Source organism: Caulobacter sp. GW821-FHT10F06 (genome assembly GCF_058809215.1).
In genome coordinates, this window is the sequence record NZ_JBXASK010000005.1 from 121,726 (window position 1) to 139,631 (window position 17,906).

At 67.6% G+C, this 17,906-nt stretch carries 19 protein-coding genes and 1 pseudogene; 6 read left to right on the forward strand and 14 right to left on the reverse strand.

Annotated elements, in window-relative coordinates:
- Positions 1-29: 29 nt before the first annotated feature.
- The 6 genes from rimI to AC1RUS_RS12540 all read right to left on the reverse strand — a co-directional run bounded on the left by rimI (position 30) and on the right by AC1RUS_RS12540 (position 3,830).
- Positions 30-482 carry a ribosomal protein S18-alanine N-acetyltransferase gene (gene rimI / locus AC1RUS_RS12515; RefSeq protein WP_492916538.1) on the reverse strand — a complete coding sequence of 151 codons (453 nt, stop codon included), beginning with the start codon at positions 480-482 and terminating at the stop codon, positions 30-32.
- The gene (tsaB, locus tag AC1RUS_RS12520; RefSeq protein WP_492916540.1) at positions 479-1,120 is read right to left on the reverse strand and encodes a tRNA (adenosine(37)-N6)-threonylcarbamoyltransferase complex dimerization subunit type 1 TsaB; all 642 of its coding nucleotides are present in this window, start codon (positions 1,118-1,120) and stop codon (positions 479-481) included. The genes rimI and tsaB overlap by 4 nt, the downstream gene beginning before the upstream one ends.
- Positions 1,117-1,707, reverse strand: coding sequence for a DUF1131 domain-containing protein (locus AC1RUS_RS12525; RefSeq protein ID WP_492916542.1), 591 nt, complete (start codon positions 1,705-1,707; stop codon positions 1,117-1,119). The genes tsaB and AC1RUS_RS12525 overlap by 4 nt, the downstream gene beginning before the upstream one ends.
- 7 nt (positions 1,708-1,714) lie before the next feature.
- Positions 1,715-2,365 (reverse strand): DUF1131 family protein, encoded by a 651-nt coding sequence (locus tag AC1RUS_RS12530; RefSeq protein ID WP_492916544.1) that lies wholly within the window; start codon positions 2,363-2,365, stop codon positions 1,715-1,717.
- Positions 2,366-2,491: 126 nt separating this feature from the next.
- Complete coding sequence (locus tag AC1RUS_RS12535) at positions 2,492-3,079, reverse strand: malonic semialdehyde reductase (protein WP_492916546.1); 588 nt, start codon at positions 3,077-3,079, stop codon at positions 2,492-2,494.
- Between the two features lie 181 nt (positions 3,080-3,260).
- Positions 3,261-3,830 (reverse strand): NifU family protein, encoded by a 570-nt coding sequence (locus tag AC1RUS_RS12540; RefSeq protein ID WP_492916548.1) that lies wholly within the window; start codon positions 3,828-3,830, stop codon positions 3,261-3,263.
- 130 nt (positions 3,831-3,960) lie between these two features.
- Here AC1RUS_RS12540 and AC1RUS_RS12545 point away from each other — a divergent pair, with 130 nt between their 5' ends.
- The gene (locus AC1RUS_RS12545; protein WP_492916550.1) at positions 3,961-5,229 is read left to right on the forward strand and encodes a cytochrome P450; all 1,269 of its coding nucleotides are present in this window, start codon (positions 3,961-3,963) and stop codon (positions 5,227-5,229) included.
- 127 nt (positions 5,230-5,356) lie between these two features.
- Here AC1RUS_RS12545 and AC1RUS_RS12550 read toward each other — a convergent pair whose 3' ends face one another.
- The 5 genes from AC1RUS_RS12550 to AC1RUS_RS12570 form a co-directional block, all read right to left on the reverse strand.
- Positions 5,357-5,845 carry a universal stress protein gene (locus tag AC1RUS_RS12550; protein WP_492917104.1) on the reverse strand — a complete coding sequence of 163 codons (489 nt, stop codon included), beginning with the start codon at positions 5,843-5,845 and terminating at the stop codon, positions 5,357-5,359.
- 32 nt (positions 5,846-5,877) lie between these two features.
- On the reverse strand, positions 5,878-6,924 hold the full coding sequence (gene trpS / locus AC1RUS_RS12555; protein WP_492916552.1) for a tryptophan--tRNA ligase: 1,047 nt from the start codon (positions 6,922-6,924) through the stop codon (positions 5,878-5,880).
- Positions 6,925-7,088: 164 nt separating this feature from the next.
- Positions 7,089-8,723: a murein biosynthesis integral membrane protein MurJ gene (gene murJ / locus AC1RUS_RS12560; protein ID WP_492916554.1), complete on the reverse strand. Its 1,635-nt coding sequence runs from the start codon at positions 8,721-8,723 to the stop codon at positions 7,089-7,091.
- A 57-nt stretch (positions 8,724-8,780) separates the two neighbouring features.
- On the reverse strand, positions 8,781-9,317 hold the full coding sequence (thpR, locus tag AC1RUS_RS12565) for an RNA 2',3'-cyclic phosphodiesterase (RefSeq protein WP_492916556.1): 537 nt from the start codon (positions 9,315-9,317) through the stop codon (positions 8,781-8,783).
- A gap of 5 nt (positions 9,318-9,322) precedes the next feature.
- Positions 9,323-10,375 (reverse strand): aldo/keto reductase, encoded by a 1,053-nt coding sequence (locus tag AC1RUS_RS12570; RefSeq protein ID WP_492916558.1) that lies wholly within the window; start codon positions 10,373-10,375, stop codon positions 9,323-9,325.
- Between the two features lie 152 nt (positions 10,376-10,527).
- Between AC1RUS_RS12570 and AC1RUS_RS12575 the strand changes: the two genes are divergently transcribed.
- Both AC1RUS_RS12575 and AC1RUS_RS12580 read left to right on the forward strand, forming a co-directional pair.
- The gene (locus AC1RUS_RS12575; protein WP_492916560.1) at positions 10,528-11,280 is read left to right on the forward strand and encodes a Bax inhibitor-1/YccA family protein; all 753 of its coding nucleotides are present in this window, start codon (positions 10,528-10,530) and stop codon (positions 11,278-11,280) included.
- A 124-nt stretch (positions 11,281-11,404) separates the two neighbouring features.
- Positions 11,405-11,779 (forward strand): hypothetical protein, encoded by a 375-nt coding sequence (locus AC1RUS_RS12580; protein WP_492916562.1) that lies wholly within the window; start codon positions 11,405-11,407, stop codon positions 11,777-11,779.
- Positions 11,780-11,786: 7 nt separating this feature from the next.
- Here the strand turns inward: AC1RUS_RS12580 and AC1RUS_RS12585 are convergent, their stop codons facing one another.
- Positions 11,787-12,128: a DUF2794 domain-containing protein gene (locus tag AC1RUS_RS12585; RefSeq protein WP_492916564.1), complete on the reverse strand. Its 342-nt coding sequence runs from the start codon at positions 12,126-12,128 to the stop codon at positions 11,787-11,789.
- Between the two features lie 577 nt (positions 12,129-12,705).
- Positions 12,706-13,419 (reverse strand): DUF1223 domain-containing protein, encoded by a 714-nt coding sequence (locus AC1RUS_RS12590; RefSeq protein ID WP_492916566.1) that lies wholly within the window; start codon positions 13,417-13,419, stop codon positions 12,706-12,708.
- 66 nt (positions 13,420-13,485) lie between these two features.
- Between AC1RUS_RS12590 and AC1RUS_RS12595 the strand changes: the two are divergent.
- Positions 13,486-13,652 (forward strand): annotated as a pseudogene (locus AC1RUS_RS12595) (hypothetical protein).
- A gap of 27 nt (positions 13,653-13,679) precedes the next feature.
- Here the strand turns inward: AC1RUS_RS12595 and acnA are convergent.
- Positions 13,680-16,367 carry an aconitate hydratase AcnA gene (gene acnA / locus AC1RUS_RS12600; RefSeq protein WP_492916568.1) on the reverse strand — a complete coding sequence of 896 codons (2,688 nt, stop codon included), beginning with the start codon at positions 16,365-16,367 and terminating at the stop codon, positions 13,680-13,682.
- Positions 16,368-16,547: 180 nt separating this feature from the next.
- Here acnA and ccmA point away from each other — a divergent pair, with 180 nt between their 5' ends.
- Positions 16,548-17,150: a heme ABC exporter ATP-binding protein CcmA gene (gene ccmA, locus AC1RUS_RS12605; protein ID WP_492916570.1), complete on the forward strand. Its 603-nt coding sequence runs from the start codon at positions 16,548-16,550 to the stop codon at positions 17,148-17,150.
- Positions 17,147-17,812, forward strand: a complete 666-nt coding sequence (ccmB, locus tag AC1RUS_RS12610) for a heme exporter protein CcmB (RefSeq protein WP_492916572.1) — start codon at positions 17,147-17,149, stop codon at positions 17,810-17,812. The genes ccmA and ccmB overlap by 4 nt, the downstream gene beginning before the upstream one ends.
- Positions 17,813-17,906 lie beyond the last annotated feature (94 nt).

The following is a 17,906-nucleotide window of genomic DNA, read 5'->3' on the forward strand; positions in this document are numbered from 1 at the left end:
GAGTCGATGGCAAGATAGGCGGTCGAGCTCTAGCTGTTAAGCGCCCGCCGCATGACAACCGCGTCCCTAGCGCCATCCGGATGGGGATAATAGCCCTTGCGCAATCCGACCCGGGCGAAGCCGGTCGCCGCATAGAGGGCGATCGCGGCGGTATTGTCGGCCGCGACCTCCAGGAACATCGCCTCGGACCCGGTTTCCGTGGCGATCCCCGCGGCCATTTCGACCAGGGCCGCGCCCCAGCCGCGACGGCGGGCGGCGGGGTCGACGGCGATGGTCAGGATCTCGGCCTCGCCGGCGATCGACCGGCACAGGATGAAGCCTTTTTCCTCGGTGGGCTCGCCGGCCTCGCCCATCACGGCGAAGACGCCGGGCGATTTCAGCAGTTCCTCGAACGCCAGCGCGTCCCACGGCCGGTCAAAGGCGCGGTCGTGCAGGTCGGCGAGGATGAAACAGGCCTCCAGGCCCACGGGGCGGAGGATCATGCGGCCGGCAAGGTGGCGTAGGGCGCACGGAGATAGAGCGGCCGGGGCGAATGGGACGGCGCGGGCCTTGCGGCGGTCAAGCGGGCGATCGCGACCGGATCGGGCGCGGCGGGGGTCAGGATCGCAGCCGACGGCATCGTGTCGGCCAGCAGCGCCGCGCCGGAACCGACCAGGGTTACGGCCTGGCCGCCGTGCAACTCTGCCAGCCGCGCGGCGGCCGAGCCCAGGTCCAGCGCATCCGGCGCCATCAGGGCCACGCCGCCGTCGAAGACCTGCAGATAGACCTGGCTCATGCGCGCATCGAGCACGGCGGCGACGAAGCCCTTGCCCTCGACGCCGGCCGCCAGGGCTTCGAGCGTATTGACCCCGACGCAGGGGATCGACAGCGCCGTCGCCAGTCCCTTGGCGAAGGCCAGACCCACGCGCAGGCCGGTGAACGACCCCGGGCCGACGGTGACGCCGATCCGGGTCAGTTGCGAGAACGCCACGCCCGCCTCGGCGGCGACTTCGCGGGCCAGCACGCCGATGCGCTCCTGATGGCCCCGGGTCATCGGCTCGCTGCGCGACGCCAGCACCCGGTCGCCGTCGAGGATCGCCACCGAGCTGGCGCCCAGGCAGGTGTCGAGGGCCAGGATCATGCGCCGCCCCCAGCCGGGGCGTAGCCGCCCGCGCCGCTCTTCCAGATGAAGTCGCGCAAGGTCGCCTTGGCCAGCACCTCGACCGGTGGCAGCGTGTCCGCCGTCCAGCCGGGAACCTCGAACACGTAGCGCAGCACGGACTCGCCGGGCTGGGTGCAGATCACGGCGTGGCGATAGACGTCCTTTCCCATCCAGCAGCGCTTGAGCGGCACGTCGAGCTTGGGCCACGGCATGCCGAACACCTCCCCGCGCGGGCCCGTCGCCAGGCGGCCGGCGATATGGATTTCGCCCACCGTGGCCAGACCCGGCTCGGCGTGGATTTCCAGCATCTTGGCGCCGTCGCGCGCGACGGTGATCACCGCGTCGGCTGTCTCGACCTTGTCCTTTGGAAGCAGGGCCTGGATCGCCTCGGCCGTGAACGGGGTCTGGGCCATGATCGGGCCGACGGCGTATTCGTCGAGCGCCAGCAGCGAACTCGCCGGTGCGACAGCGGCCGGCGCCGAGGCGGGCTCAGCCGATTGCTCCGCCGGCCCGCAGGCGGCGAGCAGCGCCAGCGGAACGGCGATCAGGGCGGTACGCAAAAACATGAAACGATCAGGCCGCGCCGACGGCGGCCACCTCGGCCGGACGCCAGACGAAGCCGTTCAGCTGGCCCTTGGCGTTCAGCGTCTCGACCGGCGGCAGGCCGCCCTTGGTCCAGCCGGGCACGCCGATCAGGTACTGGACGTTGGGCGCCTCGGGCCGCACGCAGACCACACCATTGACGTCACGGCCCTCGCCGGCACGGCAGCTCTTGATGTCGAAGGCCAGGGACGAGAACTTGGTCAGCAGGGTCTCGTCCTTGGGGCCGCGCACGTCGCCGCCCTCCAGGCGGATCGCGCCCAGGTCGCCATCCTCGCTCTTGGAGATCTCCATCAGCGGGATCTGGTTCTGCTCGACATTGATGATCGGCTGGGCCGGACCGGTTCCGAAATGCAGGAAGGCCTGCTCGACCACAGCCTTGGGGAACAGGGCCTTGATCGTCGGCAGGTCGAAGGCGGTCGCGGCGGTGATCGGGCCGACGCCCTCGGCGCGGATGCTCAGCGGGCCGTCGACATAGGGTTTGACCGTCACGGCGACGGCGCCGCTCTTGCTGGGCTCGGCCGGCGGCGGGGCGGTCCCGGCCTCGTCGGCTTTCTTCTCCACCGGACCGCAGGCGGCCAGCAGCAGGATGGGCAGGGCGATCAGGGCGAGGCGCTGGGTCATGGGAGCATTTAGCGCGATGTGCGCGCGATGCGCAAAACAACCGTCGCCCCCGAACGTCGAAACGGTCGGGGGCTCAGGCTGACCGATCCATACTCACGCGGACCGGCCAAACTTCAGGTCTGAAAATCAGACGATCTTGGCGGCTTCCTCGAAGTCGAGGCGCGGACTGCGCGGGAAGAGGCCGTCTTCCGTGCCGTAGCCGATGGAAGCAATGAAATTGGACTTAATGTTGGTGCCCGCGAAGAATTCCGCGTCGACGCCGGCATTGTCGAAGCCCGACATTGCGCCGACGTCCAGGCCCAGGGCCCGGGCGGCGAGGATGAAGTAGCCGCCCTGCAGCGAGCTGTTGCGAAACGCGCCCCATTCCTTGGCCACGGGATCGGCGAACCAGTTCTTGGCGCCCGGGGCGTGCGGGAACAGCTTGTCGAGGGTCGCAGGGAAGTCGAGGTCATAGCCGACGATGACGGTGACCGGCGCGGCCAGGATCTTCGGACCGTTCGAACCTGACGACAGCGCGGCCAGCTTGGCCTTGGCTTCCGGGCTCTGCACGAAGATGAAGCGGGCCGGGGTCGAGTTGGCGGCCGTGGGGCCAAACTTCACCAGATCATAGAGTTCGCGCAGCACCGCTTCCGGGATCGGGTCGGACTTCCAGCCATTGCGCGTACGGGCTTCGGTGAACAGTTGGGCGAGCGCCGGAGCGTCGAGCTTGGCCATTTGCGATCCTCAAGAGGGCTATCAGCAACTTCTATAGTTACAATATAGACGTCTCAGAAGGGCGCGCAAGCCGATGCGGCGAAAACCTCGTCCTTCGACACGCTCAGGATGAGGTTTTCGACTGAAAGGTCTTTGCAGTGAACCTCACCCTGAGCCTGTCGAAGGGCGAGGTTCGCGGCGCCTACAGCGTCTGCTCGACCCGGGTCACTTCCGGCACATAGTGCTTGAGCATGTTCTCGACGCCGGCCTTCAGCGTCGCCGACGAGGACGGGCAGCCCGAGCAGGCGCCGCGCATGTGCAGCCAGACCACGCCGGTGGCGGGCTCGAACTTGCTGAACACGATGTCACCGCCGTCCTGGGCCACGGCCGGACGGATGCGGGTGTCGAGCAGATCCTTGATCTCCGCGACGATCTGGCTGTTTTCCTCGTCATAGACGCCGTCATCGTCGTGACCGCTGTCAGTGGCGTCGAGCAGCAGAGCCCGGCCGCTGGTGAAGTGGTCCATGATGGCGGCCAGGATCGGCGCCTTCAGGTGCGGCCACTCGGCGTCGGCGTCCTTGGTGACGGTCAGGAAGTCGGGACCGAAGAACACCCGCGTCACGTCGCCCAGGTCGAACAGGGCCTTGGCCAGCGGCGACGAAGCGCCCTCCTCCACGGTCTTGAACTCGCGTGCGCCCTCACCCAGCACTTCGCGGCCGGGCAGGAACTTCAGCACCTCGGGATTGGGGGTGGTTTCGGTCTGGATGAACATGCCCGACAGATGGACCCGAGCCCCGCTGCGCGCAAGTGCGCCGCAGCGTCACAATTCAACTCACAATAAAGATGACACAGGCGTCATTTTCTGGCGTGATACGGAAAACAACGATCCGTGGGAGGGTCTGATGAGCGACGGCTCGATTGATCTCAGCGCCGATGCGCGCGCCAAGGCCTGGTCCATTCCGCTGGAAGACTACCACGTCGCCGACCCGGCCCTGTTCAAGGCCGACGCCATGTGGCCCTATTTCGAGCGCCTGCGGAAGGAAGACCCGGTCCACTTCTCCAAGGGCGACGAGGACACGGGGCCCTACTGGTCGATCACCAAGTACAACGACATCATGGCGGTCGACACCAATCACGCGGTGTTCTCCAGCGACGCCCATCTGGGCGGGATCACGATCCGCAACTTCGACGAGGACTTCGTCCTGCCGATGTTCATCGCCATGGATCCGCCCAAGCACGACATCCAGCGCAAGACCGTCAGCCCGATCGTCTCGCCCGTGAACCTGGCCAAGCTGGAAGGGATCATCCGCGAGCGGGTGTGCCTGATCCTCGACAGTCTGCCGATCGGCGAGCCCTTCGACTGGGTCGACAAGGTGTCGATCGAGCTGACCACCCAGATGTTGGCCACACTGTTCGACTTCCCGTGGGAAGAGCGCCGCAAGCTGACCCGCTGGTCCGACGTCGCCACCGCCTCGCCGGAAAGCGGCATCGTCGAGAGCGAGGACGCCCGCCGGGCCGAGCTGCTCGAATGCCTGGGCTATTTCACCAACCTCTGGAACGAGCGGGTCAACGCCACCGAACCGGGCGGCGACCTGATCTCGATGCTGGCCCAGGGCGAGGCGACCAAGAACATGCCGCCCATGGAGTACCTCGGAAACATCATCCTGCTGATCGTCGGCGGCAATGACACCACCCGCAATTCCCTGACCGGCGGGCTCTATGCCCTCTCCAAGAACCCCGAGCAGGAAGCCAAGCTGCGGGCCAATCCCGAGCTGATCCCGTCTATGGTCTCAGAGATCATCCGCTGGCAGACGCCGCTGGCCCACATGCGCCGCACGGCGTTGGAAGATGTCGAGCTGGCCGGCAAGACCATCAAGAAGGGCGACAAGGTCGTCATGTGGTACGTCTCGGGCAACCGCGACGACACGGTGATCGAGAACCCCGACGCCTTCATCATCGACCGCGAGAACCCCCGCCGCCACCTATCGTTCGGCTTCGGCATCCACCGCTGCGTGGGCAACCGCCTGGCCGAGATGCAGCTGAAGATCGTCTGGGAAGAGATCCTGGCGCGGTTTCCGAAGATTGAGGTGCTGGACGAGCCGAGGCGGGTGCTGTCGACCTTCGTAAAGGGGTACGAGACGCTGAAGGTGCGGATTCCGGAGCGGATTTAGGCGGCCAACTTGCCCCCTCCGCGCCTGCGGCGCTCCTCCCCCATAGGGGGAAGATGAAAAAGCGCGGATTCCATCTTCCCCCTATGGGGGAAGACGACCGCGTAGCGGTCAGTAGGGGGCAAGTGGCCTAAGCCAAGTCCTCGATCTCGGCGTCCGTCAGGTCGCCGGGAACGACGGTGACCGGCAGCTTGCGCCCGCTCCAGCCGACGCCGTCCTTGGCGATGGCCGAGATCAGGGGCCCCGGCCCGCGCCCGCCGACCGAGGTCGCCAGGATCAGGATCTTGATGGCCGGGTCGGCGGCGACCACAGCCTTGACCGCGGCGCGGGTGCTTTCGGCGTGCTGGATCAGGAACTCGGGCGGCAGGCCGGTCTCGGCGATCACCTGGTCGGCCAGGCCGTGCAGCAGCACCTCAGCCTCGGCGCGTTCCTGGCGCTCGATCTCGTCGCGCACTCCGCTCCAGTGCTCGAACTCGGCAGGCGCGATCACCCGCAGCATCGCCACGCAGCCGCCCGTCGAGCGAGCTCGGCGGCAGGCAAAGCGCAGGGCCGCGCCAAATTCCGGGCTGTCATCGGCGATGACCAGGAACTTGCGGCGGCTCTTGGAGGCGTCATCCATCACGGCAGGATGACGCCCGTTTTCGTCGAGGCTCAAGCCCCCCAGAAGCCGACCAGCTTCTTCACTTCGGCCACCGTCGGGGCCGCGACTTCGCGAGCCCGCGCCGCGCCCTTGGCCAGGATCGCGTCGATCTCGGCCGGATCGGCCAGCAGGGAGCGCATGCGCTCGCCGACCGGGGCCAGCTTCTCGACCGCCAGCTCGGCCAGGGCCGGCTTGAAGGCGCCAAAGCCCTTGCCGGCGTATTCGGCCAGAACCTCGGCCTTGGTCCGCCCATCGAGCGCCGCGAAGATGCCGACCAGGTTGTCGGCCTCGGCGCGGGTGGCCAGCTCTTCCAGGGTTTCCGGAAGCGGCTCGGGATCGGTGCGGGCCTTCTTGACCTTCGCAGCGATGGCGTCGGCGTCGTCGGTCAGGTTGATGCGGCTGTAGTCCGACGGGTCGGACTTGCTCATCTTGGCCGAGCCGTCGCGCAGCGACATGATCCGCGCGCCGGGGCCCTGGATCAGCGGGTCGGGCTGCGGGAAGAAGTTCGGCGCGCCGCCCGGAATGCCGAAGTCGTGGTTGAACTTGCCGGCGATGTCGCGGGTCAGCTCCAGATGCTGCTTCTGATCCTCGCCCACCGGCACGTGGGTGGCCTTGTAGATCAGGATGTCGGCGGCCTGCAGCACCGGATAGGTGTAGAGGCCGACGCTGGAGCGCTCCTTGTGCTTGCCGCTCTTCTCCTTGAACTGGGTCATGCGGTCCAGCCAGCCCAGGCGGGCGACGCACTGGAAGATCCAGGCCAGCTCGGCGTGCTCGGGCACGGCCGATTGCGGGAAGATGGTGGCCTTGGCCGGGTCGAGGCCGGCGGCCAGATAGGCGGCGGCGATCTCGCGGGTCTGCTGGGCCAGCAGGGCCGGGTCCTGCCACACGGTGATGGCGTGCAGGTCGGCGACGAAGATGAAGGTGTCGATCTCGTGCTGCAGGCGGGCGAACTTCACCAGCGCGCCGAGATAGTTGCCCAGGTGCAGGGCGCCGGAGGGTTGCACGCCCGAAAGCACGCGGGCGGGGCCCGCATAGGCGGCGGCAGCTTGGTCGGTCATGGCTTCAGCCTTGGATCTTGAAACTTGAAATGGCGAACGCACAGCTGTGCGAGCCGCGCCGAAACGCGGCGGTCGATGTCAGTTGGAGCCGCGCCATCGCGAGGCGAAGAGACCGATCGTAGCCATGGACGTTGGTTACCGCTGGCGACGTCGCAGGGCAAGACCTAGGCCTTGCCCTTGCGCCGCAGCGCCGCCTTGGCTTCGGCCGGCGTCACCCCGCCCAGGGCCAGCAGCAGCACCGGGTAGACTACCGCTGCAAGCGCGCAGGTTCCCAGAACCGCGATCTCCTTGGCCCCGATGCCGACGACGTGGACGCCGGCCAGCGGCCCCTCGATCACCGGACGGAACGCCTGGACCGTGGCCAGCAGCAGGCCCAGGGCCACGCTGGCGGCCAGCACGCGGACCAGCTTTCCCCAGGCCTTGGCGCTGGGCCAGTAGTCGCCGCGTTTGCCCAGGGTGAAGATCATCTGGCCGACATTGGCCCACGAGGCCACGGCCGTGGCGGCGGCGATGCCGGGCACGCCGATCACGTAGAAGAGCGCGATGCCCAGGACCACGTTGACCGCCACCGAGATCAGGGCGAACCGCATCGGCGACTTGGTGTCGCCGCGCGCGAAGAAGCCCGGCGACAGAACTCGCAGCAGCACGAAGGCCGGGGTCGCCAGGCCGTAGAACAGCAGCACGGCGGCGGTCGAGGCCACGTCGAAGCTGTTGAACTCGCCGCGCCGGAACAGGCCGTCGATCAGGAAATTGGGCATGGCCACCAGGGCCGTGGCGGCCGGCAGGGTCAGGGCCATCGAGAACACCACCGCCTGGTCCATGGCGGCCTGGGCCTCGTCGCCATCCTTGGCCTGCACGGCGCGCGACAGGCGCGGCAGCAGGGCCACGCCGATGGCCACGCCCACCAGGCCCAGCGGCAGCTGGTACAGGCGGTCGGCGGTCGCCAGCCACGAGCGGGCGCCGTTCACATGGCTGGCCAGCACGGTCGAGACGAACACATTGACCTGCGAGGCGCTGGCGGCGATCGCGCCGGGCACGGCCAGGGCCAGCAGGGTCTTGATCTCGGGCGTCAGGCGCGGAAGCCGCCAGTGGACCTTGGCGCCGGACTTGTTGACGCCCCAGGTCAGCAGGGCGGCCTGGGCCACGCCCGCCGCCAGGATCGCCCACGAGGCCGCGAAGGCCGCGTCGTGGCTGTTCTTCTGAGGCCAGATGGCGATCAGCATGATCAAGTTCAGCAGCACCGGCGCGCCGGCCGACAGGATGAAGCGGTTGCGAGCGTTCAGCACGCCCGACAGGTGGGCGACGATGGCCATGCACGGCAGGTACGGCATGGAGATCTGGGTCAGGGTGACGGCCAGCTTGAACTTGGCCGGCTCGGCCGCGAAGCCCGGGCTGATCAGGTACATGAGCCACGGCATGGCCAATTGCGCGACGACGGTGATGATGATGGTGGCCGCCGCCAGGGTGGCCATGGCGTCGGCGGCCAGTTCGTCGGCCTTCTCCTCGCCTTCCTTCTCCAGGGCCTTGGAATAGGCCGGCACGAAGGCGGCCGCGAAGGCGCCCTCGGCGAAGATCCGCCGGAACAGGTTGGGGAACATCAGGGCGGTGTTGTAGGCGTCCGCCGCGAAGGTGGCGCTGGCCCCAAGGCGCGCGGTGACGACCAGGTCCCGCGCCAGACCCATGAACCGGCTGACCAGGGTCAGGCCCGAATAGATCATCGACGAGCGGATCATCCCCCCGCCCTTCTTGGCGGTCGCGGCGGGGATGGTTTCGGGCGGCGGGGGGGCGATGTCGGTCACAGTCGGCTTCTGCGGCCTGGCGTGGGGGGCGTCAAGGGACACCCCGCGCGGGTTGCATCACCCCAGCGGATACTCCCGCTCCAGTCGGTAGGCCGAGCCCTCGCTGGTCCGCCAGCTGGAATAGAGCCCGAAGCTGTCCACCCGGAACGCCGGCGAATGCAGCAGGTTGTTGGCCTGGACCCAGGCGCCGACCTCGGGGACCGCCGGGCGCTTCAGATAGGCCAGGGTGACGTGCGGGGTGTAGACGCGGCTTTCGGGCTTCAGCCCCACATGCCGCGCCGCCCGTTCATTGGCCTTGGCGAGCTGCCGCAGGTCCGGGCTCTCGCCGACGCCCGCCCAGACCGCGTGGATCTCGACGCCCTCGCCGAAATGGCCGACGCCCGCCAGTTCGAGGTCGAAGGCCGGCGCCTCGATTTCGGCCAAGGCCTCGTCGAGTTCGGCCGCGACCGGCTCCTGCACGTCGCCGATGAACTTCAGCGTGATGTGGAACGCCTCGAGCGGCCGCCAGCGCGCGCCCTCGATCCCGTGCTGGCGGGACAGGAGGCCCTGGCCGATCTCGGGCGGGACGGTGATGGCGGTGAAGAGACGGATCATCGACCTTACGGGCAGGGGTTCGGTTGCGCCGCGTGGATGGCGTTGACGGCCTTTTCCAGCTCCTCGGTCCAGGTCAGGTCGAAGGCGTCGATGGCGATCTTCAGCTGGTCCATCGAGGTGGCGCCGATGATGGTGGCGGTGACGAACTGACGGGCGTCGCAGAACTTCAGGGCCAGCTGGGCCGGATCCAGGCCGAACTTGCCGGCAAGATCGACATAGGCGCGGATGGCGGTCTCGGCGCCGGGGCCCTCATAGCGCTGCATGCGGTTGTAGAGCGCCTTGCGCGAGCCCTCGGGCAGCTGGCCGTCCAGGTACTTGCCGGTCAGGGCGCCCTGAGCCAGCGGCGAATAGGCCAGCAGGCCGACCTGCTCCCGCATGGCGATCTCGGCCAGGCCGTATTCGAAGGTGCGGTTGGCCAGGTGGTAGGCGTTCTGGATCGAGGCGATGCGGGGCAGGCCGCGCGTCTCACTCTCGGCCAGGAAGCGCATCACGCCCCACGGGAATTCGTTGGAGACGCCGATCGCGCGGATCGTGCCCTTCTTAACATGAGCGTCCAACGCCTGAAGGATGTCGCCGAAGGTCTCGTAGTCCTGCTCGTAGTCCTTGAAGGTCTGGCCGCCGAACACCCGCACCGGCCGGTCGGGCCAGTGCAGCTGGTAGAGATCGAGATAGTCGGTGCTCAGGCGCTTGAGCGAGTTCTCGACCGCCTCGTCGATCTGGCTCTTGGTGTGGCGGGTGGGCGCGCCATCGCCGCGCATCCAGGTCAGGCCGCCGAAGGCGCTGCCGCGACCGGCGACCTTGGAGGCCAGCACGATCTCGCCGCGCTTGCCGGTCTTCTTCAGCCAGGAGCCGATGTGGCGCTCGGTATTGCCCTGGGTCTTGGGGTCTGGCGGGCTGGAATACATCTCGGCCGTGTCCCAGAAATTGACGCCGCGCTCGAGCGCGTAGTCCATCTGGGCGTGGGCCTCCTCTTCGCTGTTCTGCGAGCCCCAGGTCATGGTGCCCAGGCAGCAGCGCGAGACCATCACGCCGGTCCGTCCCAGTTCCGAATAATCCATCCCGCGTCCCGACCGTTTTCTGATTTGCGTTGGGACCTATTTAGGCGGTCTGGCGCGGGTCTCAACAGCCATGCCTTGCGCGGAAGCCCCGGGATGCCGATATTCGTCAGGCGTCCAACTTGGGCGTGATGCAATCAAAGGGTTTTCCCTCGATGAACGACTTCAACCGCGGCTACGCGCGCTCGATCCCGGCGGATCGCGCCGACATGTCGGTTGACGCCGGCCTGCGCAGCTTCATGCTCGGCGTCTACAACAAGGTGGCCCTGGGCCTCCTGCTGTCCGCCGGCCTCGCGTACCTGACCAGCGCCTATGCGCCGGTCACCAACCTGCTGTACCTGACCACGCCGGACGGCCGCCTGGCCGGCTTCACGATGCTGGGCACGATCGTCCGCTTCGCCCCGCTGGCGATGATGCTGATCGCCATGTTCGCGATGAAGAACCCGACCGCGCAATCGTCGGGCGTCTTCTACTGGACCCTGGTGGCGACCATCGGCGCCGGCTCGGGCGTGTGGCTGCTGGCCTATACCGGCGCCTCGGTGGCCTCGACCTTCCTGATCACCGCCATCGCCTTCGGCGGCCTCAGCCTGTTCGGCTACACCACCAAGAAGGACCTGAGCGGCTTCGGCAGCTTCCTGATCATGGGCATGATCGGCCTGGTGCTGGCCTCGCTGGCGCAGATGTTCCTGCACCTGCCGGGCCTGAGCTTCGTGATCAGCATCCTGGGCGTGTTCATCTTCGCGGGCCTGATCGCCTACGACACCCAGAACCTGAAGATGAGCTACTACCAGATGGGCGGTGACCAGAACTCGATGGCGGTGGCCACCAACTACGGCGCGCTGAACCTCTATCTGAACTTCATCAACCTGTTCCAATTTCTGCTCAGCATCTTCGGCTCGCGCCGCTAGATCCGGGTTCGAACCTGAAACACGAAGCCCCGGCGGGAAACCGCCGGGGCTTTTTCGTGGGCGACGCCTCGACGGACCTGATGGGAGGGGTCATGTTCGTGCTGGGGACAGTTTCGAGGACTTGATGATGCGCGCCCTGATCCTTCTGACCTGTCTGGTTCTCACCGCCGCCGGCGGCGCGCACGCCGAGACGGCCGGTCTCAAGCCCTATCCGACCTCGGCCAGGGCTCCGGCGATGTCATTGGCGCGAGACGCCGCGATACAGATCTCCAGGCCGGACCTCTCCTTGCCCGTCCGCTACGCCAACGCGCCGGCGCAGCTGCCGCGCGGGATCGCCAAGACCTCGGTGGAAAGCCGCATCGCCGGCGACGGGCCGACGGCCTCCGCCGGCGTCCTGTGCGGCCTCAAGCCCAGCGCCGACTACAGCGGCATGGGGACGGCGCGCGGTTACGACAACGACGGCCGGTTCGTGGGCGCCAAGCTGGCCTTCACGTTCTAAGGCCTCTTCAGTCGACGACCGAGAACTTGCCCTTCTCGAACACCTTCAGCACCTGGGCCAGCTCGTGGCCGCGCTTGAGGATCTGGCCGCCCTGGCCGAACACCGCCCAGGCGCCCTGCTTGCGGGCGAGGGCCGGTCGCTTCTCAACCCGATAGAGCGGGGCCTCGGCCGCATGGCGGAAGATCGAGAACACCGCGCAATCGGACAGGCCGGCGATCCCATAGTCGCGCCATTCGCCGGCCGCGACCATGCGGCCATACAGGCGCATGAGCGTATCCAGCTCGCGCCGCTCGAAGAAGGTCACGCCGCCGGGCGAGGGGGCGGACGGAAACTGCTGATCCAACGCCATCGGACGAATCCTAGACCCAAATCAGCCGGTCTGGCGAGACGTGGCGTTACGGCCACGCTTGGGGAATTTGCAACAGGTCGGTCATGACGCGCCGCGAAAGGACCTTAATTCGGTCCATCGGCCGCCTGTTTGCGCCGCCATAAATCCAGTGTCGGCTGATCGGACATCTCGTGGTCCCGGGATCCTGAACAGCCCCCCCAGCCCCCCTCGATCGCGGGCCGGTCGGCCGACAGAACCAACCATCCCCTCCCCTATGAGCCCGCGCGGATTTCCCCCACCGCGCGGGCTTTTGGCGTTCCGGCGCCGGGCCCAAAGCTTGGGCATTGGCCTTTCCATCGCCTCATACCGCCGCGAAAGGACCTTTCTTTGGTCCATTCAGCGCCGGGTTGGCCCTCGATAAAGACAGTGTCGAACGACCGGCTTCGGGACCCCAGGTTCCTGACCAGCCCCCCAGCCCGCCTGGTTTCCGGAGCCGGTCGCCGACAGTAAGAGCCCCTCTCCTAAAGAGCCCGCGTGTCCGCTCCCCCCGGTCGCGCGGGTTTTTTGCATCTGAGATGGTCTTGAGCTTGAGGCGCGTCTAGCGCTCGGCTGGGGTTTCCAGCACGCCCAGGATGCGACCGCCCTTGGCGCCTTGCACGATGATCACGCTGTCGAGGCCGTCGTCGCTCTGTGCAGGCAGGCGGTAGAGCCGGGGCTTGCCGGACCATGGGCCCAGGCGCACCAGCTCGCGCACGACGTTCTTGTGGACCAGGGTCTGGCCCTTGTTGTCGCCGCGTTTGACGGCGATCTCCTGCTCGCGCGGATCGAACCGCACCAGCCACACCTCGCCGCCGCCGCGCGGGGCGGGGCCCGAGCCGACCGCGACGCGGGTCTTGCCGACGAGTTCCATGTCCGGCGGATTGGACGGGGCCTTGGCGGCGGTCTTGACCAAGTCCTCGACCTGTTCGGCCTTGGCGCCCGAGGCCTGGACGCGACCGCCGACCACCACCTGCGGCGTGGGCACGTCGCGCAGGGCGAACTTCTTGACGTAGGCGCGCTGGCGCTCGGCGAAGCCGGGCTTGGCGAAGGTGTCCTTCCAGCCCAGGTAATCCCAGTAGTCGACCGAATAGGTCAGGGCCAGGACGCCGTCGCGCTCGGCGAGGTCGGCGGCCAACTGGTTGGCCTTGATGCACGAGGTGCAGCCTTGCGCGGTAAACAGCTCGACGACCACTGGCGGCTTGGCGGCCCAGGCGGAAGTCGCGGCGAGGCCCGACAGAGCCAAACAGAACAGGGAAAGGGCGGCCTTACGCATTGCGGGTCACTTAAGCCAAGAACGTCGCGGATAGCCGTTCACGAGACCGTGAAGGCGGGGTTTCTTCTGTGGGAACGCCGTGCGTCCTTCGAGGCTCACCTACGGCTCGCACCTCAGGATGAGGAATTCATGGCGACAAGGCTCCTCATCCTGAGGCGCCCGCGAAGCGGGCCTCGAAGGACGCACGGTGGACCCGCAAAAGAAAAAGCCGGGCCCCGAAGGACCCGGCTTGATCTTGTTCATCGCTGAACGCGTCGCGCCTAGTCGGCCTTGGCCAGGTTGCGCAGCACGTAGTTCAGGACGCCGCCGTTCTTGAAGTATTCAAGCTCGGTCGGGGTGTCGATGCGGCAGCGGACCGGGAAGCGGGCGATGCGGCCGTCCGACGGACGATAGAGCTCGACGATCAGCTGCTTGCGCGGCGACAGGTCCTGCAGGCCGCGGATCGAGACGATCTCCTCGCCGGTCAGTTCCAGCTTCTGCCAGCCGTCCTGGATGAACTGCAGCGGCAGAACGCCCATGCCGACCAGGTTCGAGCGGTGGATGCGCTCGAAGCTTTCGGTGATCACAGCGCGGACGCCCAGCAGCTTGGTGCCCTTGGCGGCCCAGTCACGCGACGAGCCGGTGCCGTATTCCTTGCCGGCGAAGACCACCGAGGGGCGACCCTCTTCCTGGTACTTCATGGCCGCGTCGTAGATCGACATCACCTGGCCCGACGGGAAGTGCTTGGTCACGCCCCCTTCGATTTCCGGGGTGATGCGGTTACGGATGCGGATGTTGGCGAAGGTGCCGCGCATCATGACCTGGTGGTTGCCGCGACGCGCGCCGTAACCGTTGAAGTCTATGGGCTGGACGCCGTTCTCGACCAGGTACTGGCCAGCCGGGCTGGACGTCTTGATCGAACCGGCCGGGCTGATGTGGTCGGTGGTGATCGAGTCGCCGAACACGGCCAGGACGCGGGCTTCCACGATGTCGGTGACCGGGGTCGGGGTCATCGACATGTTGGGGAAGTAGGGCGGGTTCTGGACGTAGGTCGAGTCGCCTTCCCAGGCGTAGGTCTGGCCGCCCGTGATCTTGATGCCTTGCCAGTTCTTGTCGCCCTTGAAGACGTCGCCATAGCGGGCGGCGAACATCTTCTCGGTGACCGACTTGCGCTGCAGGGCGGCGATGTCCTCGTTCGAAGGCCAGATGTCCTTCAGATAGACGGGCTTGCCGCCCTTACCTTCACCCAGGGGCTCGTTGACCAGGTCGATCTTCATCGAGCCGGCCAGGGCGTAGGCGACCACCAGCGGCGGCGAGGCCAGGTAGTTGGCGCGGACGTCCGGGTTCACGCGGCCTTCGAAGTTGCGGTTGCCCGAGAGCACGCTACAGGCGACCAGGTCGTTGTCGCTGATCGTCTTGCTGATGGCTTCCGGCAGCGGGCCCGAGTTGCCGATGCAGGTGGTGCAGCCATAGCCGACCAGGTTGAAGCCCAGGGCGTCGAGGTGCTTGGTCAGGCCGGCCTTGGCCAGGTAGTCGGTGACCACCTGCGAGCCGGGGGCCAGCGAGGTCTTCACCCACGGCTTGACCTTCAGACCCTTGGCGACCGCGTTCTTGGCCAGCAGGCCGGCGGCGATCAGGACCGAGGGGTTGGAGGTGTTGGTGCACGAGGTGATGGCCGCGATGACCACGTCGCCGTGACCGACGTCGAAGTTTTCGCCTTCGACCGGGGCGCGCAGCTCGGAGGTCTCGGCCTTGCCGAACTCACCGACCAGCGATTCCGCGAACTTGGCGGCGGCGTCCGACAGCAGCACGCGGTCCTGCGGGCGCTTCGGGCCGGCCAGCGACGGCAGGACGACCGACAGGTCCAGTTCCAGGCCGTCCGTGAAGGTCGGCTCGGGCACGCCCGGCTCCCACCACATGCCCTGTTCCTTGGCGTAGGCTTCGACCAGGGCGACGCGGTCGGCGTCGCGGCCGGTGCCCTTCAGATAGGCGATGGTCGCGGCCGAGATCGGGAAGAAGCCGCAGGTGGCGCCATATTCCGGAGCCATGTTGGCGATGGTCGCCTGGTCTTCCAGGGTCAGGTTGGCCAGGGCGTCGCCGTAGAATTCGACGAACTTGCCGACCACGCCCTTCTTGCGCAGCATCTGGGTGACGGTCAGCACCAGGTCGGTGGCGGTCGCGCCTTCCGGCATGGCGCCGGTCAGCTTGAAGCCGATGACTTCCGGGATCAGCATCGGGATCGGCTGGCCCAGCATCGCGGCCTCGGCCTCGATGCCGCCCACGCCCCAGCCCAGGACCGACAGGCCGTTGACCATGGTGGTGTGGCTGTCGGTGCCGACGACGGTGTCGGGATAGGCGACGTTCTCGCCGTCGACTTCGTTGGTCCAGACGGTCTGGGCCAGATATTCCAGGTTCACCTGGTGACAGATGCCGGTGCCGGGCGGAACGACGCGGAAGTTGTTGAACGCCGACGAGCCCCAGCGCAGGAAGCGGTAGCGCTCGATGTTGCGCTCGTACTCGCGCTTGACGTTGTCGTCATAGGCCTTCGGGTTGCCGAAGTTGTCGACCATCACCGAGTGGTCGATGACCAGGTCGACCGGGTTCAGCGGGTTGATCTTGGCCGGGTCGGCGCCCAGGGCGACCATGGCGTCGCGCATGGCGGCCAGGTCGACGACGGCGGGAACGCCGGTGAAGTCCTGCATCAGCACGCGCGCGGGGCGGAAGCTGATTTCGTGCTCGACCGCGCCCTTGTTCTGCAGCCAGGCCGAGACGGCCTTCAGGTCGGCTTCGTTGACCGACACGCCGTCTTCGTAGCGCAGCAGGTTTTCCAGAAGCACCTTCATCGACACCGGCAGCGAGGCCGAACCGGTCAGACCGGCTTCCTCAGCGGCGCGAAGGCTGTAATAGACGTAGGTCTTACCGCCGACGACAAGTTCGCGGCGGGTTTTGAGGCTGTCCAAAGACGCCATTCGGGAGATCCCTTCTCTGTCCACGGCCGCCCGAAAACCACTCCCGGGATCGCGCGATCGAGGCGGACCCACAGCGTCCATCCCCGCGCCGCGTACGCCCCTGACAAGTTGGAGGGTGACGGCCGAGGGCTTCTTAGCGCTGCTGGTCCGCAACGTCCATGCGCGCGGCAGGGACTTGGCATGTTGAGAGCTGTTCTCATAAAGGATTTGACCGTCTCTCGGGGAGAGCGGCGCCTGTTCTCTGGGCTCTCGCTGGCGCTCGCCGCCGGCGAGGCCACGGCGCTGACGGGACGCAACGGCGCGGGCAAGACGAGCATGCTGCGCGCCGTCGCCGGGTTGCTGCGGCCCGACGCCGGCCAGATCGTGTTCGAGGACGTCGAGGCCGAGACCGCCCGGGCCGAGCAGCTGCACATGGTCGGCCACCATGACGGCCTGAAATCCACCCGCACCGCCTGGGAAGAGCTTCGCTTCCAAACCCTGTGGACCGGCGGGACGGAGGCCTCGGCCCGTATCGCCGCCGAACGGATGGATCTCAACCGCCTGCTCGACCTGGAGGTTCGCCGGCTGTCGGCCGGCCAGCGCCGTCGCCTGGCCCTGGCCCGGCTGGTCGCCAGCCCGCGCGCCCTGTGGCTGCTGGACGAGCCGATGGCGCCGCTGGACGCCGGCCATCGCGCCGCGTTCGGGGCCCTGATGGCCGAGCACCTGAACGGCGGCGGCATGATCCTGGCCGCCGTCCACGATCCCCTGCCCGTCGCGGCTCATGTGGCGGAGATCGGGGCGTGAGGGCGTTCGTTATCCTGCTGCGGCGCGAACTGGCCCTGGCCTGGGGCAAGGGCGGCGGACCCTTGCTGGCGCTCGCGTTCTACGCCTGTGTCGTCACCCTGCTGCCGATGGCCGCCGGCCGCGCGCCCGAAAAGCTGGCCGCCGTCGCGCCCGGCATCGCCTGGCTGGCCCTGGCCCTGGCGGCGCTACTCTCTCTCGAGAGACTGTTCGAGCGCGACTTCGAGGACGGGGCGCTCGACCTTCTTGCCCTGGGCCCCGCCTCGCTGGAGGCGGTCGCGGTCGCCAAGTGCCTGGCCCAATGGCTGACCTCCGGCGCGCCCCTGGCTCTCGCAGCTCCGATCGCGGCCCTGGCCCTGGGCGCGGATCCGAAGATCATTCCGCTGCTGGTGCTGTGCGGCCTGGCCGGCGGCCTGGCCTTCGCCTTCCTGGGCGGCCTGGGCGCGAGCCTGGCCCTGGGCAGCCGGCGCGGCGGCCTGCTGGTGGCGGTGATCGTGCTGCCGCTCTACGTGCCGCCGGTGATCTTCGGTGCCGGCGCCCTGGACGCCCTGGCCGGGGGCTTGGCCTGGACCCCGGGCCTCTACCTGATGCTGGCCTATTGCGCGGCGGCCGTGGCGCTCAGCCCCCTGGCCATGGCGGCGGCGTGCCGCAACGCGCTGGACTGACCTCCAAACGCGCTACACGACAATCATGTAACATTGTTCATCTAGTCTGACATTTTCGCGCCATATGCCGATGCTCAAGCTCCCGCCAGAGTTT